This window comes from Salinactinospora qingdaonensis (assembly GCF_039539445.1).
GTDB classification, from domain to species: Bacteria; Actinomycetota; Actinomycetes; order Streptosporangiales; family Streptosporangiaceae; genus Salinactinospora; species Salinactinospora qingdaonensis.
On the sequence record NZ_BAABDD010000014.1, the window covers coordinates 106,373 to 123,143 of the forward strand.

13 protein-coding genes and 2 CRISPR repeat arrays (1 of these 15 only partly in view) are annotated in these 16,771 nt (G+C 67.7%); of the genes, 10 read left to right on the top strand and 3 right to left on the bottom strand.

Annotation, left to right across the window (positions count from 1 at the left end; genetic code table 11):
* The first annotated feature begins 169 nt into the window (after positions 1-169).
* From ABD848_RS15685 to ABD848_RS15710, 6 genes are all read left to right on the top strand, one after another.
* On the top strand, positions 170-1,408 hold the full coding sequence (locus tag ABD848_RS15685; protein ID WP_344972526.1) for a Xaa-Pro peptidase family protein: 1,239 nt from the start codon (positions 170-172) through the stop codon (positions 1,406-1,408).
* Position 1,409: 1 nt separating this feature from the next.
* The gene (locus tag ABD848_RS15690; RefSeq protein ID WP_344972528.1) at positions 1,410-3,089 is read left to right on the top strand and encodes a PEP/pyruvate-binding domain-containing protein; all 1,680 of its coding nucleotides are present in this window, start codon (positions 1,410-1,412) and stop codon (positions 3,087-3,089) included.
* A 152-nt stretch (positions 3,090-3,241) separates the two neighbouring features.
* A complete protein-coding gene (locus ABD848_RS15695; protein ID WP_344972531.1) occupies positions 3,242-3,895 on the top strand; it encodes a GntR family transcriptional regulator in 654 nt (217 codons plus the stop codon).
* 402 nt (positions 3,896-4,297) lie between these two features.
* Entirely contained in the window at positions 4,298-4,633 is a 336-nt protein-coding gene (locus ABD848_RS15700; protein ID WP_344972533.1) for a cupin domain-containing protein, read from the top strand.
* A 231-nt stretch (positions 4,634-4,864) separates the two neighbouring features.
* The gene (locus ABD848_RS15705; RefSeq protein ID WP_344972535.1) at positions 4,865-5,929 is read left to right on the top strand and encodes an amidohydrolase family protein; all 1,065 of its coding nucleotides are present in this window, start codon (positions 4,865-4,867) and stop codon (positions 5,927-5,929) included.
* A gap of 116 nt (positions 5,930-6,045) precedes the next feature.
* Entirely contained in the window at positions 6,046-7,740 is a 1,695-nt protein-coding gene (locus ABD848_RS15710; RefSeq protein ID WP_344972538.1) for a thiamine pyrophosphate-binding protein, read from the top strand.
* Between the two features lie 182 nt (positions 7,741-7,922).
* On the opposite strand, the gene ABD848_RS15715 is transcribed toward ABD848_RS15710, so the two are convergent.
* Both ABD848_RS15715 and ABD848_RS15720 read right to left on the bottom strand, forming a co-directional pair.
* Positions 7,923-8,114 (bottom strand): DUF397 domain-containing protein, encoded by a 192-nt coding sequence (locus tag ABD848_RS15715; protein ID WP_344972541.1) that lies wholly within the window; start codon positions 8,112-8,114, stop codon positions 7,923-7,925.
* Complete coding sequence (locus ABD848_RS15720) at positions 8,111-8,923, bottom strand: helix-turn-helix domain-containing protein (RefSeq protein ID WP_344972543.1); 813 nt, start codon at positions 8,921-8,923, stop codon at positions 8,111-8,113. The genes ABD848_RS15715 and ABD848_RS15720 overlap by 4 nt, the downstream gene beginning before the upstream one ends.
* A gap of 412 nt (positions 8,924-9,335) precedes the next feature.
* Here ABD848_RS15720 and ABD848_RS15725 point away from each other — a divergent pair, with 412 nt between their 5' ends.
* The 4 genes from ABD848_RS15725 to ABD848_RS15740 all read left to right on the top strand — a co-directional run bounded on the left by ABD848_RS15725 (position 9,336) and on the right by ABD848_RS15740 (position 15,830).
* Complete coding sequence (locus tag ABD848_RS15725) at positions 9,336-9,734, top strand: ATP-binding protein (protein WP_425567555.1); 399 nt, start codon at positions 9,336-9,338, stop codon at positions 9,732-9,734.
* 6 nt (positions 9,735-9,740) lie between these two features.
* The gene (locus ABD848_RS15730; RefSeq protein WP_344972546.1) at positions 9,741-10,016 is read left to right on the top strand and encodes a hypothetical protein; all 276 of its coding nucleotides are present in this window, start codon (positions 9,741-9,743) and stop codon (positions 10,014-10,016) included.
* 171 nt (positions 10,017-10,187) lie between these two features.
* On the top strand, positions 10,188-10,787 hold the full coding sequence (locus ABD848_RS15735; RefSeq protein ID WP_344972548.1) for a hypothetical protein: 600 nt from the start codon (positions 10,188-10,190) through the stop codon (positions 10,785-10,787).
* 162 nt (positions 10,788-10,949) lie between these two features.
* Positions 10,950-12,015: a CRISPR direct-repeat array (repeat unit 29 nt; unit sequence GTGCTCCCCGCGCACGCGGGGATGGTCCC).
* A 221-nt stretch (positions 12,016-12,236) separates the two neighbouring features.
* Positions 12,237-15,830 carry a WD40 repeat domain-containing protein gene (locus tag ABD848_RS15740; protein ID WP_344972550.1) on the top strand — a complete coding sequence of 1,198 codons (3,594 nt, stop codon included), beginning with the start codon at positions 12,237-12,239 and terminating at the stop codon, positions 15,828-15,830.
* On the opposite strand, the gene ABD848_RS15745 is transcribed toward ABD848_RS15740, so the two are convergent.
* Positions 15,824-16,120 carry an NIPSNAP family containing protein gene (locus tag ABD848_RS15745; RefSeq protein ID WP_344972552.1) on the bottom strand — a complete coding sequence of 99 codons (297 nt, stop codon included), beginning with the start codon at positions 16,118-16,120 and terminating at the stop codon, positions 15,824-15,826. The genes ABD848_RS15740 and ABD848_RS15745 overlap by 7 nt on opposite strands.
* 244 nt (positions 16,121-16,364) lie before the next feature.
* Positions 16,365-16,771: a CRISPR direct-repeat array (repeat unit 29 nt); it runs 478 nt beyond the window's last position.

Below are 16,771 nucleotides of genomic sequence, written 5' to 3' on the forward strand. Positions count from 1 at the left end.
CCCGCCCCCGCTCTCGCCAGCGATGTTTCCCTATTGAGCACTAGATAAGCGATAGTGCATTATGTATAGTGTCTTATAAAATCGGCGATGCACGGTCGGTGTTCCGGCTGTATCCGACCGACAGGACCAACCGGCCGCCCCGGCGCGGTCAGGACCCGGAGGAGGAAGCGTGAAGGAAGCTTTCGGCGCTCTCAGCACAGACTGGAAAGAGGGCATCAACTGGGACGCGGTGCGCTCATGGCGACTGCGCCGCGCGCGCGAGGCGATGCACCGCCACGAGTTGGGCGCGATGCTGTGCATGTACGACGAGAACCTGCGCTACATCTCCTCGACGCTGACCCCGGGCTGGAACCGGCTCAAGCCGGGGCTGCGCTACGGGATTCTGGTGGAGAGCAGGGAACCCATCGTCTATGAGCAGGGCGACATCGGGCTGCACCTGGAGGTGCACAACCCCTGGATTCCCAAGAGCAACATCCGCCACTCCTATAGCTGGATCAAGGGCGCCGCCGGCCCCGCCGCCGAGCAGCAGGTCGAGAAGTTCACCCAGGCCCTGCTCAACGACCTCGAAGAGGCCGGGGTGCGCGACAAGCCCATCGGCGTCGACTTCATCGACGTCAACATGATGCGCGCCTTCGAGCGCGCCGGCATCGAGTGGCGCGACGGCATGACCCCCATGATGGAGGCCCGCGCCGTCAAAAGCCCCGACGAGATCAAGGCCATGCGCATCGTCGGCGCGATCTGCGACGTGCTCCACTACGAGTTCACCCAGTTCCTCAAACCCGGCCTGACCGAGAACGAGGTCGCCGCCTTCGGCTTCAAATACCTCTACGACATCCCCGGCATGGAAGACGTCGAAGACGTCATCGTCTCCTCCGGCCCCAACGCCTGGCCCAACTGGCGCAACTTCTCCGACCGCATCATCCGCCCCGGTGAACTCGTCATCATCGACTTGGCCGCGCTGACCTGGAACGGCTTCAAATCCTGCGTCTACCGCACCTACTGTGTGGGCGGCAAACCCACCGCCGAGATGCAGCGCTACTACGACGAAGCCCACAAGTGGCTATGGGACTCCATCGAGGCCGTCCGCCCCGGCGCCACCACCCGCGACATCGCCTCCAAGTGGCCCTCGGCCAAGGAAGCCTGGGGCTACGAGGAGGAGGACCAGGCCGCCGCCAACCTGTGGGGCCACGGCCTTGGCCTGGCCCAGTACGACCAGCCCGTCATCTCGCGCATCTGGTCGCTGGACCACCCCGTGGAGATCCAGGAAGGCATGGTCTTCGCCCTGGAAACCCAACACGGCAAGCTGCACGAGTTCGGCGTGCGCTTGGAGGAGATGCTCGTGGTCAACGAGGACGGCCCCGAACTGCTCTCCAGCTACAAGCCACACGAGATCATCGCGGTGGACTGACATGTCGCTCATCGATCTCGACGACGAGGCCGCACTCGACCCGCGCGCGGCCGGCGCCAAGGCGGCCCGGCTCGCCCAGTTGCGCCGCGCCGGCCTGCCCGTCGCGCCCGGGTTCGTCGTCACCGCCGAGTGTGCGCGCCCCGCTCTGGGCGCGGGCGCCGCCGCCCTCACCGAGGGGGGCAGCGGCGCCGCGCGCCTGGCGGTCATGGCCGAAAAGCTCGCCCCCGAGCTCGAACGGCACCTGCGTACCGAGATGCGCGGCCGGTTCCACACCGCCATCGTGCGCTCCTCCAGCGAACTGGAGTCGGGCGGGCGCTGGGCCGGCGCCTTCAGCACCTTCGAGGACGTCACACCCGACGAACTCGACACCGCGGTGCGCGGCGTGTGGGCCTCGACCTTCACCGTCGACGCCGTGGAACGCTGCGAGCAGGCCGACCTCGACCCCGGCGCCGTCGCCATGGCCGTATTGGTGCAGCCGCAACTGGTCACCGAGTGCGGGGGGCTGGCCAGCGTCAGCCCCGACGGCGTCGTCGAGGTCGTGGCCACCACCGGCCGGCTGTCCCAACTCACCGCCGGCTGGGACAGCGGCGTGTGCGCCACCGTCACCGCAGAGGGGGAGGTCGACGTCGACACCGCCGACAGCGGCATCGACGCGGCCGTCTTCGCGCGGGTGGCCCAACTGGCCCGCGACACCTTCGACCGGGTCGGCGACGCCACCATCGAGTGGGCCTTCACCGGGGACCAGCCCGTACTGTTGCAGTCCTCCCGCTCGCGCGTGCGCGGCGCCGTCACCGCCGAACCCGTCGCCACCGGCACCGTCGACCCGCTCGCGCTGCGACTGGCGGTGGGCGCGGCCCACCACCCCGGAACGCTGGGCGCCGAGCTGGTGTTGCCATGGCTGGCCGCCGCCGACACCCCGGTACGTCCCGGTGTCCCGATGGCGGCCTCGCGCGATCCCCGCACCGACCTGCGCGACGCCCACGACCTGGCGCGCACGCTCACCGAGCGGGCCTGGCGCGACACGATGCCCCACGCCGCCGACGTGGCCACCTCTGTGTTGCGCCGGCTACGTGGCAACGAGGGCGGCCGGGCTCTGGGGCGTCTGGCCGCCCTCGCCCCCGTACCGGGGGAGTGGGGCCAGCGCATCGTCGAACTGCTCCACGGGGTGGCCGTGGCCGCGGTCCAGGCCGGGTTCATCGGCCACACCGGGCATCTGTGGCGCCACAGCGCCGACGAGATCGCCGGCTGGTTCGAGCGCGGTCACGGCCCTGGCAAGGCGCCCCGCATCGGTCCCGACCCGTGGGAACCCTTCGTTTTCTCCACGATCTCCACCCAAGGCCCCGCGCTGCCGGGACGCTCGGCCGCCTCGGGCGTGGGCGCCGGACCCGTGATCGTGGTGACCAACCCCCACGACCCCCCGCCGCTGGGCGGCCGGGAGGTGGTGGTGGCCGAGAGCCCGCTCCCGGGCCTGTCGCCCCTGCTGTGGAGCGCCTCAGCGCTGGTGACCCTCGGCGGCAACCCGGGCGCCCACGTCTTCGAGGTGGCCACCTCGCTGGGAGTGCCCGCCGTCTTGGGGGTACGCCTGGACAGCGCCGGGCTCTCACTATCCGACCTGGCCGAACCCGGCCGGTTCGTCGCCGCGGTCGACGGTGACCGCGCCACGGTGGCGCTCCATGGCTGACATGGGGCAATCGTGACCTCGACCGAGGAGGATGGGACAGTCAGCTATGATGCACGCATTCGCTTATCGATCATGTCTGATCAACGGTAGAATCAGGCTGCGATACAGCCCTGGCAATCGACGAGCACGAGCTTCGGTCGGCGGTACCCCTGTTGGATCTCCTGCGTTACGGTGAGCGGCGAACGACCTACCAGTTCGTTCGCGACACGTTGTCCCGAGCCATCCTGACCGGCCAGGTGAAGGCGGGCGAGCGACTCGTCCAGGCCGACCTGGCCCGGCAGTTGCGCGTGAGCACGACCCCGGTGCGCGAAGCGCTGCGCGACCTGGCCGCCGAGGGGCTGATCCGGCTGGACGCCCACCGGGGCGCCGTGGTGCGCGAACTCAGCAAGGACGAGGCCGAGGAAATCTACCGCATCCGCCGGCTGCTGGAGCCCGAGGTCATGCAGCGGGCGGTGGAGTGGATCTCCGAGGAGGAGATCGAGCAGGCCGCCGAGATCCAGGCGCGCGCCGACGCCGAGGACGACCCCACCCGCTGGGTCGAGCTGAACCGCCAGTTCCACCGGGTGTTCGTCCAGTCGGCGCACTCGCCGCGACTGGCCGGCATCGTCGAGGCCCTGCAAGGCTCGGCCTCGATGTACATCCTGGCCGCCATGCTGCACGGCGGGCGGCGTCTCGACGAAGCCAACAACCAGCACCACCAGATCCTGCAAGCCGTGCGCGACCGCGACGTCGAAGCGGTGCGCGAGGCGATCCTCAACCACATCCACGGCACGGTCGACGGCGTTCCCGACCTCGGCAAGGAGTAGCCGGCACGCCGCCTTCGCCCCCACGCCGGGGTGAGGGGCACGTATACCCGAGTGGCGCCCTGGGTTCTGTTTTTTGAAAAGGTCGGCGCGGGCGGGGGCGGGCGGAACAGGGGAGCGTGTCCGCTGTCGCCCCTACGGGGTGCCGAGATCGCGCAGCGATCGAGGCGCGAGCGGACGACGAACTCCCGCGCACCCCTGACCCCAGCCGTTCGAAAAATAACAACCCAGTGCCGCTCGGGCTCCCCGTGGCTGTCGCGCCACGCTACGGCGGACGTGCGGGCGAGCTAAGGACGACACCTCACCATCGCGTATTAAGCCGACAATATTCGCATATTGCTACGCGACTATGCATCGTATAAAATGCAGTGTAATTTGCTGAAGCTTCCCGTGGAGGGACGAACCATGCCGTTCATTCACTTCGACAACGTCGAAAAGGAATACGTGACCCCCAAGCACTCCACCGCCTACGGCGAGCTGGCCACCGGCCAGTCCATCGAGGTGGGGCGCCTTACCTTCAAAGCCGGCGAGGGGGCCGAACGCCACCACCACCCCCACGAACAGATCATGGTCGTCATCTCCGGTCGCCTCAGAGTCGACCTTGACGGCGACATCGGCGAACTGGGTCCCGGATCGGCCTTCCACGCCCTGCCCGATGTGCCCCACCAGGTCACCGCGGTCGAGGACTCTGAGGTCCTCAGTTGCAAGAACGTCATCGACAACAAGGGACACCGGCAGTAAACAGCCCCGGCTAAGGGCCGTTTTCGGACGGGCGACGAGGACAAGTGGGGGCACACGGGGGCGAGCGCCTCCACCGGCGCCCCGCGGGCTGCCGAGATCGCGAAGTGATCGAGGCACGAGCGAACGAAGAACACCCCCACGGCCCCCAGCCGCCCGAAAAACAACCTAGGGGCCGAGCCTTCCAGTACAGACAGTCGACGTGGTTGACGCGGTAGAGAGCGGGTGCGGGCAATGATTGGGGACACGACGGCCGGGCAGCGGTCAACGGTGCGGCCACCACACGGCGCGACCAGCGATCCGGTGGTCGACGCGCACTGCCACATCTTCTGCCAGGCCGCCAAGGACCTGGTCGAGAAGTACTACTCGCAGGAACAGATCCTGCTGAACGACCCCTACGACCGCTACGCGGGCCAAGGCACCACGTGCACCAACCGCACGCTATTGCCGGAGTTGCGCCCCAAGATGACCGACCCCGCCCTTCGCGTCGCCGACATGGACCGCCTGGGCATCGACATCCAAGTGCTCGCCTCGTTCGTCTCCCAGTTCTACTACTGGACCGACCCGGCCCTGGGACACGAACTCGCCCGGCTACAGAACCACCGCCTCGCCGAGATGGTCGCCGCCGCCCCCGACCGCTTCACCGCTGTGGGCACCGTGCCCATGCAAGACAGCGAACGCGCCGTGCAAGAACTGGACTACGTGGTCCAGACGCTGGGCTTCAAAGGCGTCCAGATCTCCAGCAACATCACCGGCCGCGACCTCGACGACCTACGCTTCCGCCCCTTCTTTCGCCGCGCCGAAGAACTGGGCGCCGTCGTCTTACTCCACCCCAACGGCTTCACCGACGGCGAGCGCTTCCAGGACTTCTTCCTGATGAACGTCATCGGCAACCCGATGGACTCCACCCTCGCCCTCACCCGCCTCATCTTCTCCGGCGCCCTCGCCCAACACCCCGACCTGCGGCTGTGCGTCGTCCACGGCGGCGGCTACCTCCCCTTCTACAGCGCCCGCATGGACCACGCCTGGCAGGTCCGCCCCGAATGCCGCGAACGCATCGAGCAGCCCCCCAGCACCTACCTGCGCCAGGTCTACTTCGACACCATGGTCTTCTCCCCCCGCATCCTGGAAAACCTCGTCGAGTTCGCCGGGGTACAACAAGTCCTTCTCGGCACCGACTACCCCTTCGACATGGGCGAAAGCGACCCGCTCGGCCTCATCGACGGCCTCAGCGCCATCTCCCCCAAAGAACGCGCCGGCATCTGCGGCGGCAACGCCACCACCCTGTTCGGCATTTAACGCACGGGAACCACCCCCCACCCGGTGCCCCCGCAGCGCCCTGCGGGGGCACCGGGACACCCGGCGACCCGTCCCACCCACCGGCGCGCCCGCGCCATGACCCCAGGAGGCGACAGATGGCCACAGCGGCGCAGACCATCGTCGAAACCCTCGCCGCCGCCGGCGTCGAAAAAGTCTTCGGCGTCATCGGCACCTCGACCATGGACATCGCCGACGCCATCGGCAACGAGCCCCGCCTGGAGTTCGTCAGTGCCCGCCAGGAAGAGGCCGCCGCCCACATGGCCGACGGCTACGCCCGCGCCACCGGCCGCCTCGGCGTCTGCCTCGCCCACGTCGGCCCCGGCGCGCTGCGCCAGATGTACGGCATCGGTGGCGCGTGGAAGGACGGCGTGCCCATCCTCGCCCTCACCGGCAACGAGGTCCGCCGCGGCACCGAGGACACGCTGCGCGAGGGCTACCACGTCCTCGACGTCCTCGAACTGCACCGTCCCATCACCAAGGCCGCCATCCAACTGCGCGACCCCGCCGACGCCGCCTCCACCGTCAACCGCGCCTTGTGGTTGGCCACCTCCGGACGGCCCGGTCCGGTCCTGCTCGATCTGCCCAAAGACGTCATCAAACAGGAGTTGCCCGCACGCCCGCGCCGCGTCACCGCCGCGAGCGACCGCGTGCCCGCTGTGCGTACCCCCGCCGCTGATGACGACGTGGCTGCCGTCGCCGACCTGCTCGCCGCCGCCACCAAGCCGGCGCTGTTCGTGGGCGCGGGAGCGCTGTGGTCGGGCGCCACCCCGGCCCTGGCCGAGCTGGCCGAACACCACAACCTGCCCGTGGTCACCACCGACGGCGGGCGCGGCGCCCTCGGCGAGGACCACCCGCTGCACCTCGGCGTCGTCGCCCGCCAGGCCGGCGACCACTCCGCCAAACGCCTGCTGGCCTCATCTGACCTCGTGATCGTCGTCGGCGCCGCCCTCAGCGACGTGTCCACGTTCGAATGGTCGGCCTGGCCCGACACCGCCCGTACTGTGCGCGTCGACATCGACCCCGCCGCAGGCCAGCGCGGCGTGCCCGCCGACCGCACCGTCGTCGCCGACGCCCACGGTTTCCTCACCGCCCTGGGCCGGCGCCTCACCGAGCGGGGCTACCGCTGCGGCCAGGACTGGAGTCGGCCCCGCGCCGACTGGGAGGTGGGCCGGCGCGCCTACCTCGACCGCGCCGACCAGCCCCACCCCGGCACCGGGGTCAGCCCGTGGCGCCTGGTGCGCGCGCTGGAGCGCCTACTGCCGCGCGAGGCCGTCATCTCGATCGACTCCGGGTTGCACTCCTTTTTCGGCAAGAAGCTGCGGGTGTTGGAGCCGCGTACCTACATCCGCTCGGCCGGACTGGGCGCCATGGGCTACTCGTTTCCCGCCCTGTTGGGTGTGGCCGAGGCCGACACCGGCAGCGTCGGGGTGGCGTTTGTCGGTGACGGCTGTCTGGCCATGTGCCTGTCCGAGTTGGAGACCGCCGCGCGGCGCGGCTCGCACGTGATCGTCGTGGTCTGCAACGACGCCACCTACTCGTCGCAGTACAACCATCAGCGCCGCCGCTTCGAGGGCCGCGCGGTGGGCACCGAGTTCACGTTCACCAACTTCGCCGCGGTGGCCCGCGCCCACGGCGTGCGTTCGCACACGGTCAGCTTCGACGACGAGGTCGACGACGCGCTGGCCGACGCCCTGCGCGAGAAGGCCCCCTGCCTGCTGGATTGCCGCGTCGACCGGGAGGTCGTCCCCGACACCTGGATCGAGGGCAGCGGCGATACTCGCGTGAAGTAGCGGGGGAGAGGCGGCGGAAACACCCGCCGCGGCGAACTAGCGAGATAACCGGATAAGACGTGCCCGCTGTTCCCTTTTGGTCACCGTACAGCGGGCCGGGCGGCCGTGGGTATCGGGGAGATTCACCCACGGCCGCTGACCTTTTCCCGGCGCCTTCCGCCTGCTTGAAGGCGCCCGCCGGGCTACAGCCGGTCGTGCTTCACCTCGGAGAGCAGGGCGGCCCACTCGGCGGGTGAGAACGCGAGATGCCCGCGCTCGCGGTGCTGAGTGTCGCGCACATAGACCGCGGCCACGGCCTCGGCCACCTCGACACAGTGCCCGCCGGTCTGGTTGCTGTAGCTGGACTTGTGCCAAACATGCTGGTTAGCGGTCACTGGAATTCTCCTCTGATGCTTTCAATCAGCTCGCGGGACGCTGCTGGCGGCAGGGCTGCGCCTCGCAGGTCTCCGAAGTGGCGGTTGTATGCCGCTACTACCTCGGGCTCGTCAACCGCTGTGGCTGACATGCGAGTTTCCATGTATAGGGCTTCGCCGCGCTCGGGCACGGCTACCAGCGAGAACGCTTCGGATAATCCGGGATGATGCTCAGTACTGAGTGGTATGACCTGCAAGGTGAGCCTTGACCCCGAAATGGCATCGAGTAAGCGCTTTAACTGCTGTGCCATGATCTCACGCCCACCAACGGGGCGGCGCAGAACCGCTTCGTCGAGGATCTCTACCAGGTGAGGGGGACGCTCCGAGGACAGGATCGACTGTCGGCTCATGCGAGCTGCGACTTGCTCCTCGATCTCGTCGTCGGTGTCGCCTGGCTGGCCCGCCCGCAGGATGGTACGAGCGTAATCATTGGTCTGGAGCAGTCCAGGGATGAGCATCGGGTTGTACTCGCGTAGTTCAGAGGCTTGCTGGATCAGAGAAGCTAGACCACGAAACCAGGAAGCGAGTCCGTTGCCCTTGTTCGCAGCATGCCATAGCCGAACTAGGGCGCCACCGCTTGAAAGGGCTTGGTCGATTCGTTCAACATAGTCCAGTTTTGGGGCTTGTGTGCCGCGCTCAAAAGCGCTCACCAGACCATAGGAAATTGAAACTCGATCGCCCAGTTGTCCCTGCGTGAAGCCCTGCTGTTCACGCCATCGTCGCAACTCTCGACCGAACCCCACCCACTGTGGCTTAACTTTCTTCGGCATGGTTCAAGCATATTCAAACTCTGTTGAACCATGAAAAGGATGTCTGAAGAAAAATTAGCGTTTCAGTTCAAACTATAGACGCGCTGACCTGCTTTGGAGAGGCTTGCTGTAGAGCGCTATTTGGCGCTTGGCGGCGGCGAGTGCGCCGCTTGGAAGCTAAACGGCCCTACCCAGGTGTGGCCGCACCCGGTAGGGCCTGAGCCCTTCGACCTGAATGGAGCAGGTGAGGACCTGTGAGTAAGGCTAGTCGGTGTGCCGGGTTGTCCTGGCACGGCGGGGTTTTCGGGGCTGTGGTCCCGGTGGTTCGCCCGCGTGGTCGCCGTGTGCGCCCCTACGTGTTGAGGGTGGGTGAGCGGCGGTGATGGCGTGTGATCGTGCGTGGCGGCGCCGGTTTACCGGGGAGGCGTCGAGTGTGAAGACCGGCCGGGGCTGGCTGGAGTCGGTGGCGGCCGAGATGGGCGCGCCGCAGGAGCAGCAAGCCACCGCCGCGCTGTTGCTCTCGGAGACGGCCACGAATGCGCTGCGGCATACGGCCAGCGGCGAGTGGGGCTACACGGTGTATGTGTGGGCACGCTTCGCCGGCTGGCTGCGCGTGGGGGTGCGTGACGCCGGGAGTTCGTCCCGCCCGCGGGTGCAGGCCCGCGAGGCGAGCCCCGAGCGTGAGTCGGGCTATGGGCTGGCACTCGTCGAGGCGTTCGCCCATGCGTGGGGGCCGCTGCCGCCCGAGCAGGGTAGCGGGGTGTTCTTCGAGATTGCCTGGCAGCCGGTAGGGCCGCATCCTCCCGCGCCGCTGGATATGCCGAGGATGTGAGCGGTGATGGAGGTCTATCCCTGCCCCCAGGTGCGCCACCTGCGCACCGAGTTTCCCGACTACTGGATCTACCGCACCACCGTGGCGTGGTGCGCGGGCTATATCGCTGTGGCGGGCGAGACCGCGCTCGCCCACGGGAAGGCGCCCATGCTGGCCGCCTCGAGTGCCACCGAACTAGAAAAACGCCTGCACGCCCAGGACCCGCGGCCTCCACTGCCTAAGCGGGATCGCACGAGGCGCTATTGGCGCCCGTGGCCGGGGCGTGGCCCGGCTAGGGAGTAGCGCTCGCTGAGACTGCCCGGTCGGCCCACGAGGGTCCCCCGCGTGGGGCTCCTGTTGTGGGGGGTGCGGTGACCGTGGGAGGGGGCCGCACCCCCCACCCGGGCCGACCGGGCACCCCCCGTTGTTCTGTGCCTGACCTGTGTGTTGCACCCGTAAGGAAAGACCCTGTTCATGACCACCACCCCCGACGCCCAGCCCCCCGCATCCCCCAACGAGCGGCCCCCCGCATTCCCCGAGGAGCAGCCCCCCGCATTCCCCGAGGAGCGGCCCTGCGCATCCGCCGACGCCCAGTCCCGGGAGCATCCTGCGTTGGCGCGGCTGCATCGCTACAGCCCTCCGGAGGAGTTTCGGGTGGCTTATGAGGCCGGGATTGCCGTGGCGGCCATGGCCGCCCACACCGGCTGGAGCCTGCCCACCATCTACGCCCGCCTACGTGCTGCGGGCACCGCGATGGGGCCGGGGGCGCGCCCGCATGCCCTGCTCAATACTCTCGAGGTCATCCGCCTCTACCGCGATGAGGGCTGGTCGATGAACCGTCTGGCCGCCCATGTGGGGGTCAGCCTCGACACGATCAGCCGCCGCCTGCACGCCGCCGGCGTGGTGCGCACCCCCCACACCCCCAGCCCCACCCGCCTACACCCCGACGATGAGACCTTCGTGCTCTATCGCCACGGCACCCACCCCCGCGACATCGCCACCGCGCTGGGCCTCAACCCCCGCACCGTCCAAAGCCGCCTGACCAAAGCCCGCGCCCGCGGCTGGATCACCTAACCACAACACCCACCCCCGGACAGCCGTCGCCACGGCTACACTGCCGACCATGGGACACCAACCAACCCCTCTGCGAACCGTGCGGCCTATGCGGCATTCGCCCGATTCTCAACAAGTGGTCAAAACAGCTACTCACCGCTGATAGCGCCGCAGGTCAACGAGGTGCTCCCCGCGCACGCGGGGATGGTCCGCGCGCGGGGCACTGCCCGGTCTGGCCGTCGACGTGCTCCCCGCGCACGCGGGGATGGTCCGCGCGAGTCGGCATCGACCGTGCCGCCGTAGCGGTGCTCCCCGCGCACGCGGGGATGGTCCCGGCAAGTCATCGATCCACCGCTCATCGCGCTTGTGCTCCCCGCGCACGCGGGGATGGTCCCACGTGCCGGTAGAGGTCGCGCAAGCTGCCGGGGTGCTCCCCGCGCACGCGGGGATGGTCCCTCATGGCCACAACCATCGCCCCACCGATAATGGTGCTCCCCGCGCACGCGGGGATGGTCCCTACGGCCGGTCAGAGGAGACCAGCTCATGAGCGTGCTCCCCGCGCACGCGGGGATGGTCCCATCAAAGCGCTGGCCGAGTACCTCGGGCACTCGTGCTCCCCGCGCACGCGGGGATGGTCCCCTCGGCCTCACCGTCAAGGACGGCGAAACCCCGTGCTCCCCGCGCACGCGGGGATGGTCCCCGCAGGAGGCTCGCCTCCTCCATGATCGCCCAGTGCTCCCCGCGCACGCGGGGATGGTCCAATTGAGAAGTTGAGCGAAAAGTTCAACCGCTAGTGCTCCCCGCGCACGCGGGGATGGTCCCTGGACAATCAATCTAAAATGTTGTCGTCAATAGTGCTCCCCGCGCACGCGGGGATGGTCCCGGCAGCCGGTTGTTGACGTAGCCCCTCGCTTGGTGCTCCCCGCGCACGCGGAGATGGTCCCGGCAGCCGGTTGTTGACGTAGCCCCTCGCTTGGTGCTCCCCGCGCACGCGGGGATGGTCCAAGCCCGACGCCACCGGGCGGTCGGGCTCACTGGTGCTCCCCGCGCACGCGGGGATGGTCCCACGAGGAGCCCGAGGCAAAAGTCCCTGAGGGGGTGCTCCCCGCGCACGCGGGGATGGTCCCGGCGGCTCGCCGGTCGGGGAGGTGACCCGCCGGTGCTCCCCGCGCACGCGGGGATGGTCCCACCTTGGAACCACACCAGGTGGGGGAGGTCGTGTGCTCCCCGCGCACGCGGGGATGGTCCCCTACGGGTGCAGGCTGGAGCAGCTCGCCGAGGGTGCTCCCCGCGTATGCGGGGTTGTCTGCCTTGTTCACCGGCCGGAATGGGTATTACTGCTGACCGATAAAACGGGCTGCCTTCACCTTGCTGTTGTTTAGCTCATAAAGTCGTGCGTTGGAGACGGCGCCTCCTGTCATTTCGGGAGAATGGGGCCGTTGTCAATCGAGTGGACAAGGTGGATAGAGCGTGCGGCGTCGGCAGCGGTTGGGGATGTTGCTCCAGCTCTTCCTCGTATTGGCGGCCAGCATGCTCGGTGTCGTCACGAACTATGCCACTGACGGCGATGCTCCCTTTCCGCTCAATGTGGTGGAACAACTGGCCGTTCCGGGGTTGGCGCTGCTGGTTGTGGTGCTGGTTGTTGGCCACGTGATCGCTTACCGAATGGAGAATCCACCCGCCCCTGCCCGCTCCTGGGATCGTCATCGCATCCCCTATCCAGGGCTGGAGGCATTCCAGGAAGACGAAGCAGCGGTTTTCTTCGGGCGTGAAGCCCAAACCGCGGAGATCCTGCGTCGCCTGCACGATTCGGGGACGGATGCCAACAGTCGGTTCCTGGCTATCGTCGGTGCCTCTGGAAGCGGAAAATCTTCACTGGTGCAGGCGGGGGTACTGCCTCGGGTGCGGGCGCAGCGGTGGATAGTGCTGGGGCCGATCGTGCCGGGCACCGATCCCCTTGGCGCGTTGGCCCGCTCGCTTGCGGCGCTGCTCGGTGAACCGGCCGAGACGGTGACCCGAAGGCTGCGCCGTGACAGCACCGAGTTGGCTAGGCTGCTCGGTAAGGCCCGCCGTGCCTCGGGGCGTCGGTTCGGGCGCACACTACTGGTCGTTGATCAGCTAGAGGAGTTGGTTTCGCTCAGTGGAGAGCGCGATCGAGACGTGTTTTTGCGCTGCCTGGAGGGCGCGCTCCGCCACGATCGCCACTTCCACGTTGTCGCCACCCTCCGCGTCGAGTTCCTCGGTGACCTGCTGGCCTGCCAGCACGCTGGCCTGTTCACCAGTCCGGTAGCGATCGGGGCGCTCGACCACTCGGGGATTACCGAAGTCATCGAAGGGCCTGCCGAAGCCGCGGGGATGGAGTTGGAACCCGGGTTGGTCGAGCGGATTGTCGCCGACACCGGCAGCGGTGATGCCCTGCCCCTTCTCGCCTATCTGTTGCAAGAGCTGTACCTGCGCGTGGGGTCCGGTCACACTGCGACGATGCAGGACTATCTGGCGGTGGGCGGTGTTGAGGGGGCGCTCGCTCGTCACGCTGACCAGGTCGTGGCCGAACTCCGCGATGAGGAGGACATCTCCGATGTGCTGCGCGTCCTGTTGCTGTTCGTCAGTGTCACCAGCAACGACGCCACCCGGCGGCGAGTCGAGCTGAACACGTTGCAGCCTGCCCAACGGCGCGTGGTGGATGCCTTCGTCGATGCGCGCCTGCTCGTCTCCGACGTCAGCAACGGCACACCTACGGCCCAAGTCACCCACGAGGCACTGTTTCGGCAGTGGGCACCGTTACGGCAGGAGGTGGAGGCACACGCCGAGCGGCTGCGCCAGCGCGCCGAACTTGAACGGTGGGCCGCCGATTGGGAGAGGGCCGACCGCAGCTCCGACTACCTCCTGAGCGGAGATCGGCTGGCGTTGGCTGAGCAGTGGCTGGAGGGATTGGCCCAGGCGGGCCAGGACACGCCCATGCTCGTGGCCTTCGTCGACGCCTCTCGGCGCCGGGATCGTGGGTTTTTGCGGCGGGTCTCGCACGGTATCGCGGACTATGTGCTGGCCAACGTCGAGCGCTACCCCGAGTTGGCTGTGCTGCTGTCGCTGGCTGCTCTGAGCGAGTGCGAGCCCACTCCGTTGGCGCGGCGCGCCCTGATGACGGCGCTGTCCTTCAGCCACGGCCGACTCGTGTTGAAAGGCCACAAGGATACGGTGCGCAACCTCGCCTGGTCGCCCAGTGGCCGCATGATCGCCACCGCATCCCGTGATGGGACCGCCCGGATCTGGGATGCCAACACCGGGGAGTCACTGCGTGAGCTGACAGGGCACCTGGGGATGGTGGAGATGATCACCTGGGCATCCGACTCGACCCGCGTCGCCACCGCATCGCGTGACGGCACGGTACGGCTGTGGAACGCCGAGACTGGGAAAGTGTTGCTGCGCCTGACCGACGCCACCGATGTCGTGCGCGGGGTGGCTTGGAGCCCGTGCGGAAAATGGGTGGCAGGTGCCTCCCGCGATGAGGTCGTCCGCGTCTGGGAGGCGGCCACAGGGCGGCTGGCTTTCCAACTCCTCGGCCATCGAGACAACGTGTTAGGGATTGCCTGGTCGCCAGACGGAACGCGATTGGCGACCGCCTCCCACGACCAGACCGTGATCGTATGGAACATCACCACCGGTGAGCCCGAACTCACCCTTGAGGGGCATCAGGACTTCGTGGAAGGGGTCACTTGGTCTCCTGACGGACAGCGCATTGCCACGGGCTCGGGGGATCACACGGTGCGTGTGTGGGACGCGAGTGAGGCGCGTCAACTTCTGCTGATTCGCGGCCACCGGGATCGCGTGTGGAACGTGGCCTGGTCGCCTGACGGGCGCCACTTGGCCACCGCCTCGGCCGACCGTACCGCGCGGGTATTCTCCGTTGCCGATGCCGAGGAGATAGCCGTACTGCGGGGCCACGATGACGGAGTCTGGGGCGTGGTGTGGTCCCCTGAAGGCAATCAGCTTGCGACCGGCTCCGAGGACGCTACCGCCCGGGTCTGGGACTTGATGCCGCGCTCCATCGAACAGGGGATGCGTGTGGAGCACATGGCACCCGTGACATCAGTGTCGTGCGATTCCGGCGGTGCTCTCGTCGTCAGTGGTTCCGAGGACGGCACGCTGTACGTGGGCGGCTTCGATTCATCGAGCGGAAGCGTTCGGGTGAGCGGACACCAGGGCAAGGTTCGCGACACCGCGGTCTCTGCTGACGGACGCCGCCTTATCTCCTGCGGTACCGATCGCCGTGCCCTGATCTGGGACCTCACTATCCCTGATGTTCGAGAACCGAGTTTCGTGCTCGGCCATGAGGGCGCGATCGTGGAAGCGGTGGCATGGTCCCCCGATGGGGCCAGGGTCGCCACCGGCGGCCAAGACGGTCGGATTCGGATCTGGGACGCCCACGACGGCTCTCTGCTGACCGTGCTCATTGGACATCAAGACTGGGTCGTCAGCCTCGCCTGGTCACCCAGTGGTCGCATGATCGCCTCCACCTCCGACGATCGCACCGCCCGTGTCTGGAACCTCGCTACCGGCCAGGAGAACGCCGTGCTGCACGGGCATGAGAACTGGGTGGATTCGGTCTCCTGGTCCCCCGACGAGACCCGCGTCGTTACCTCGTCAGCCGATTGGACGGCCCGTATCTGGAACCTCGCCTCCGGAAAGGTGGCCACTACGCTGCGCGGCCACGAAGGACGGATTCCAGGCGTGGCATGGTCACCGGACGGCACGCGGATCGCCACCGCCTCCCACGACCACACAATTCGGGTATGGCCGGCTGGCGGCGGTGAGGATGCCGATGTGATCGGCATCAACCGCGACCGCGCCACCTGTGTGAACTGGACTCCTGACTCCCGTTATGTGATCACCGGCTCCCACGACACCACGGTGCGGCTATGGCGTGCCGAGGTCGACATAAAGGAGTTGCAGGACCTTGCGCGTAAACGGGTATTCCGTGCGCTGACCCCCGAAGAGCGCCACGCCCACATGCTCGCTGTGCCCGACGACGCCTCAGAACCCCTGGGGGAAGGCGAGGCTCAGTAAACCCGTTCCACCTCACGGACATCGGTTTCGACCAGGTAATCCTTGGGGTCGAGATCCATCCCCTCCCGGGCCGAGGAAGCCCAGTACTTTTGATTTCGCTCCGCGAAACTCTCCGGGCCGTCGTAGGAGATCGTCCAAATGAACTTGTTGCGCTCCCGGTCGACCCACGCTTCGCCCAGGGTGAATCCAAATTCCAGCCGCAACGGCACGATCTCCTCCCGCCACCGCTGTACCCACTCATCGAGTAGGCCCTCCCGCACGGTGTAGGTCCGCACCTGCGTGGTCGCCAATAGCGCCTCCTGAAAAGAGCTTCCAACAAGGCTTACAGGATCATTCTTCCTGACAGCGTGGAAGCCAGCACCCAGGAGTCCCCCATAAACGGCCGCCGAGATTACATAACCGCCGCTAAACTGCTCAACCATGGCCCTGCATTCTGATCTCGCGTACCTTGCGGGTGTTTTGTGGTTTTTGTCTGATTCTCAACAAGTGGCCAAAACAGCCACTCACCGCTGATAGCGCCGCAGGTCAACGAGGGTGCTCCCCGCGCACGCGGGGATGGTCCGCAACGGGAGATCGCCCGGTATCGGGCGGTGTTGTGCTCCCCGCGCACGCGGGGATGGTCCCCGTGCGACCTCTTCCGAAATCGCTTCGCAAGCGTGCTCCCCGCGCACGCGGGGATGGTCCCACCTCGCCAATGTCCGGCTGGATTTCCTCATCGTGCTCCCCGCGCACGCGGGGATGGTCCCCGCACTGGAGTACCTGCCGTATCTGGTGAAGGGTGCTCCCCGCGCACGCGGGGATGGTCCCGATATGAGTGCATTGGGGGATCTAGTCACGAGGTGCTCCCCGCGCACGCGGGGATGGTCCCCGCCCCCGGGCATCAGGGCCGCGGCCCGGTTCGTGCTCCCCGCGCACGCGGGGATGGTCCCTGTCCAGCCGTC

Bases quoted from the DNA above. Each gene is read 5' to 3' on its own strand.
- ABD848_RS15690 (WP_344972528.1), top strand. From the start codon at position 1,410: ATGTCGCTCATCGATCTCGACGACGAGGCCGCACTCGACCCGCGCGCG.
- ABD848_RS15700 (WP_344972533.1), top strand. From the start codon at position 4,298: ATGCCGTTCATTCACTTCGACAACGTCGAAAAGGAATACGTGACCCCC.
- ABD848_RS15705 (WP_344972535.1), top strand. From the start codon at position 4,865: ATGATTGGGGACACGACGGCCGGGCAGCGGTCAACGGTGCGGCCACCA.
- ABD848_RS15710 (WP_344972538.1), top strand. From the start codon at position 6,046: ATGGCCACAGCGGCGCAGACCATCGTCGAAACCCTCGCCGCCGCCGGC.
- ABD848_RS15720 (WP_344972543.1), bottom strand. From the start codon at position 8,923: ATGCCGAAGAAAGTTAAGCCACAGTGGGTGGGGTTCGGTCGAGAGTTG.
- ABD848_RS15730 (WP_344972546.1), top strand. From the start codon at position 9,741: ATGGAGGTCTATCCCTGCCCCCAGGTGCGCCACCTGCGCACCGAGTTT.
- ABD848_RS15735 (WP_344972548.1), top strand. From the start codon at position 10,188: ATGACCACCACCCCCGACGCCCAGCCCCCCGCATCCCCCAACGAGCGG.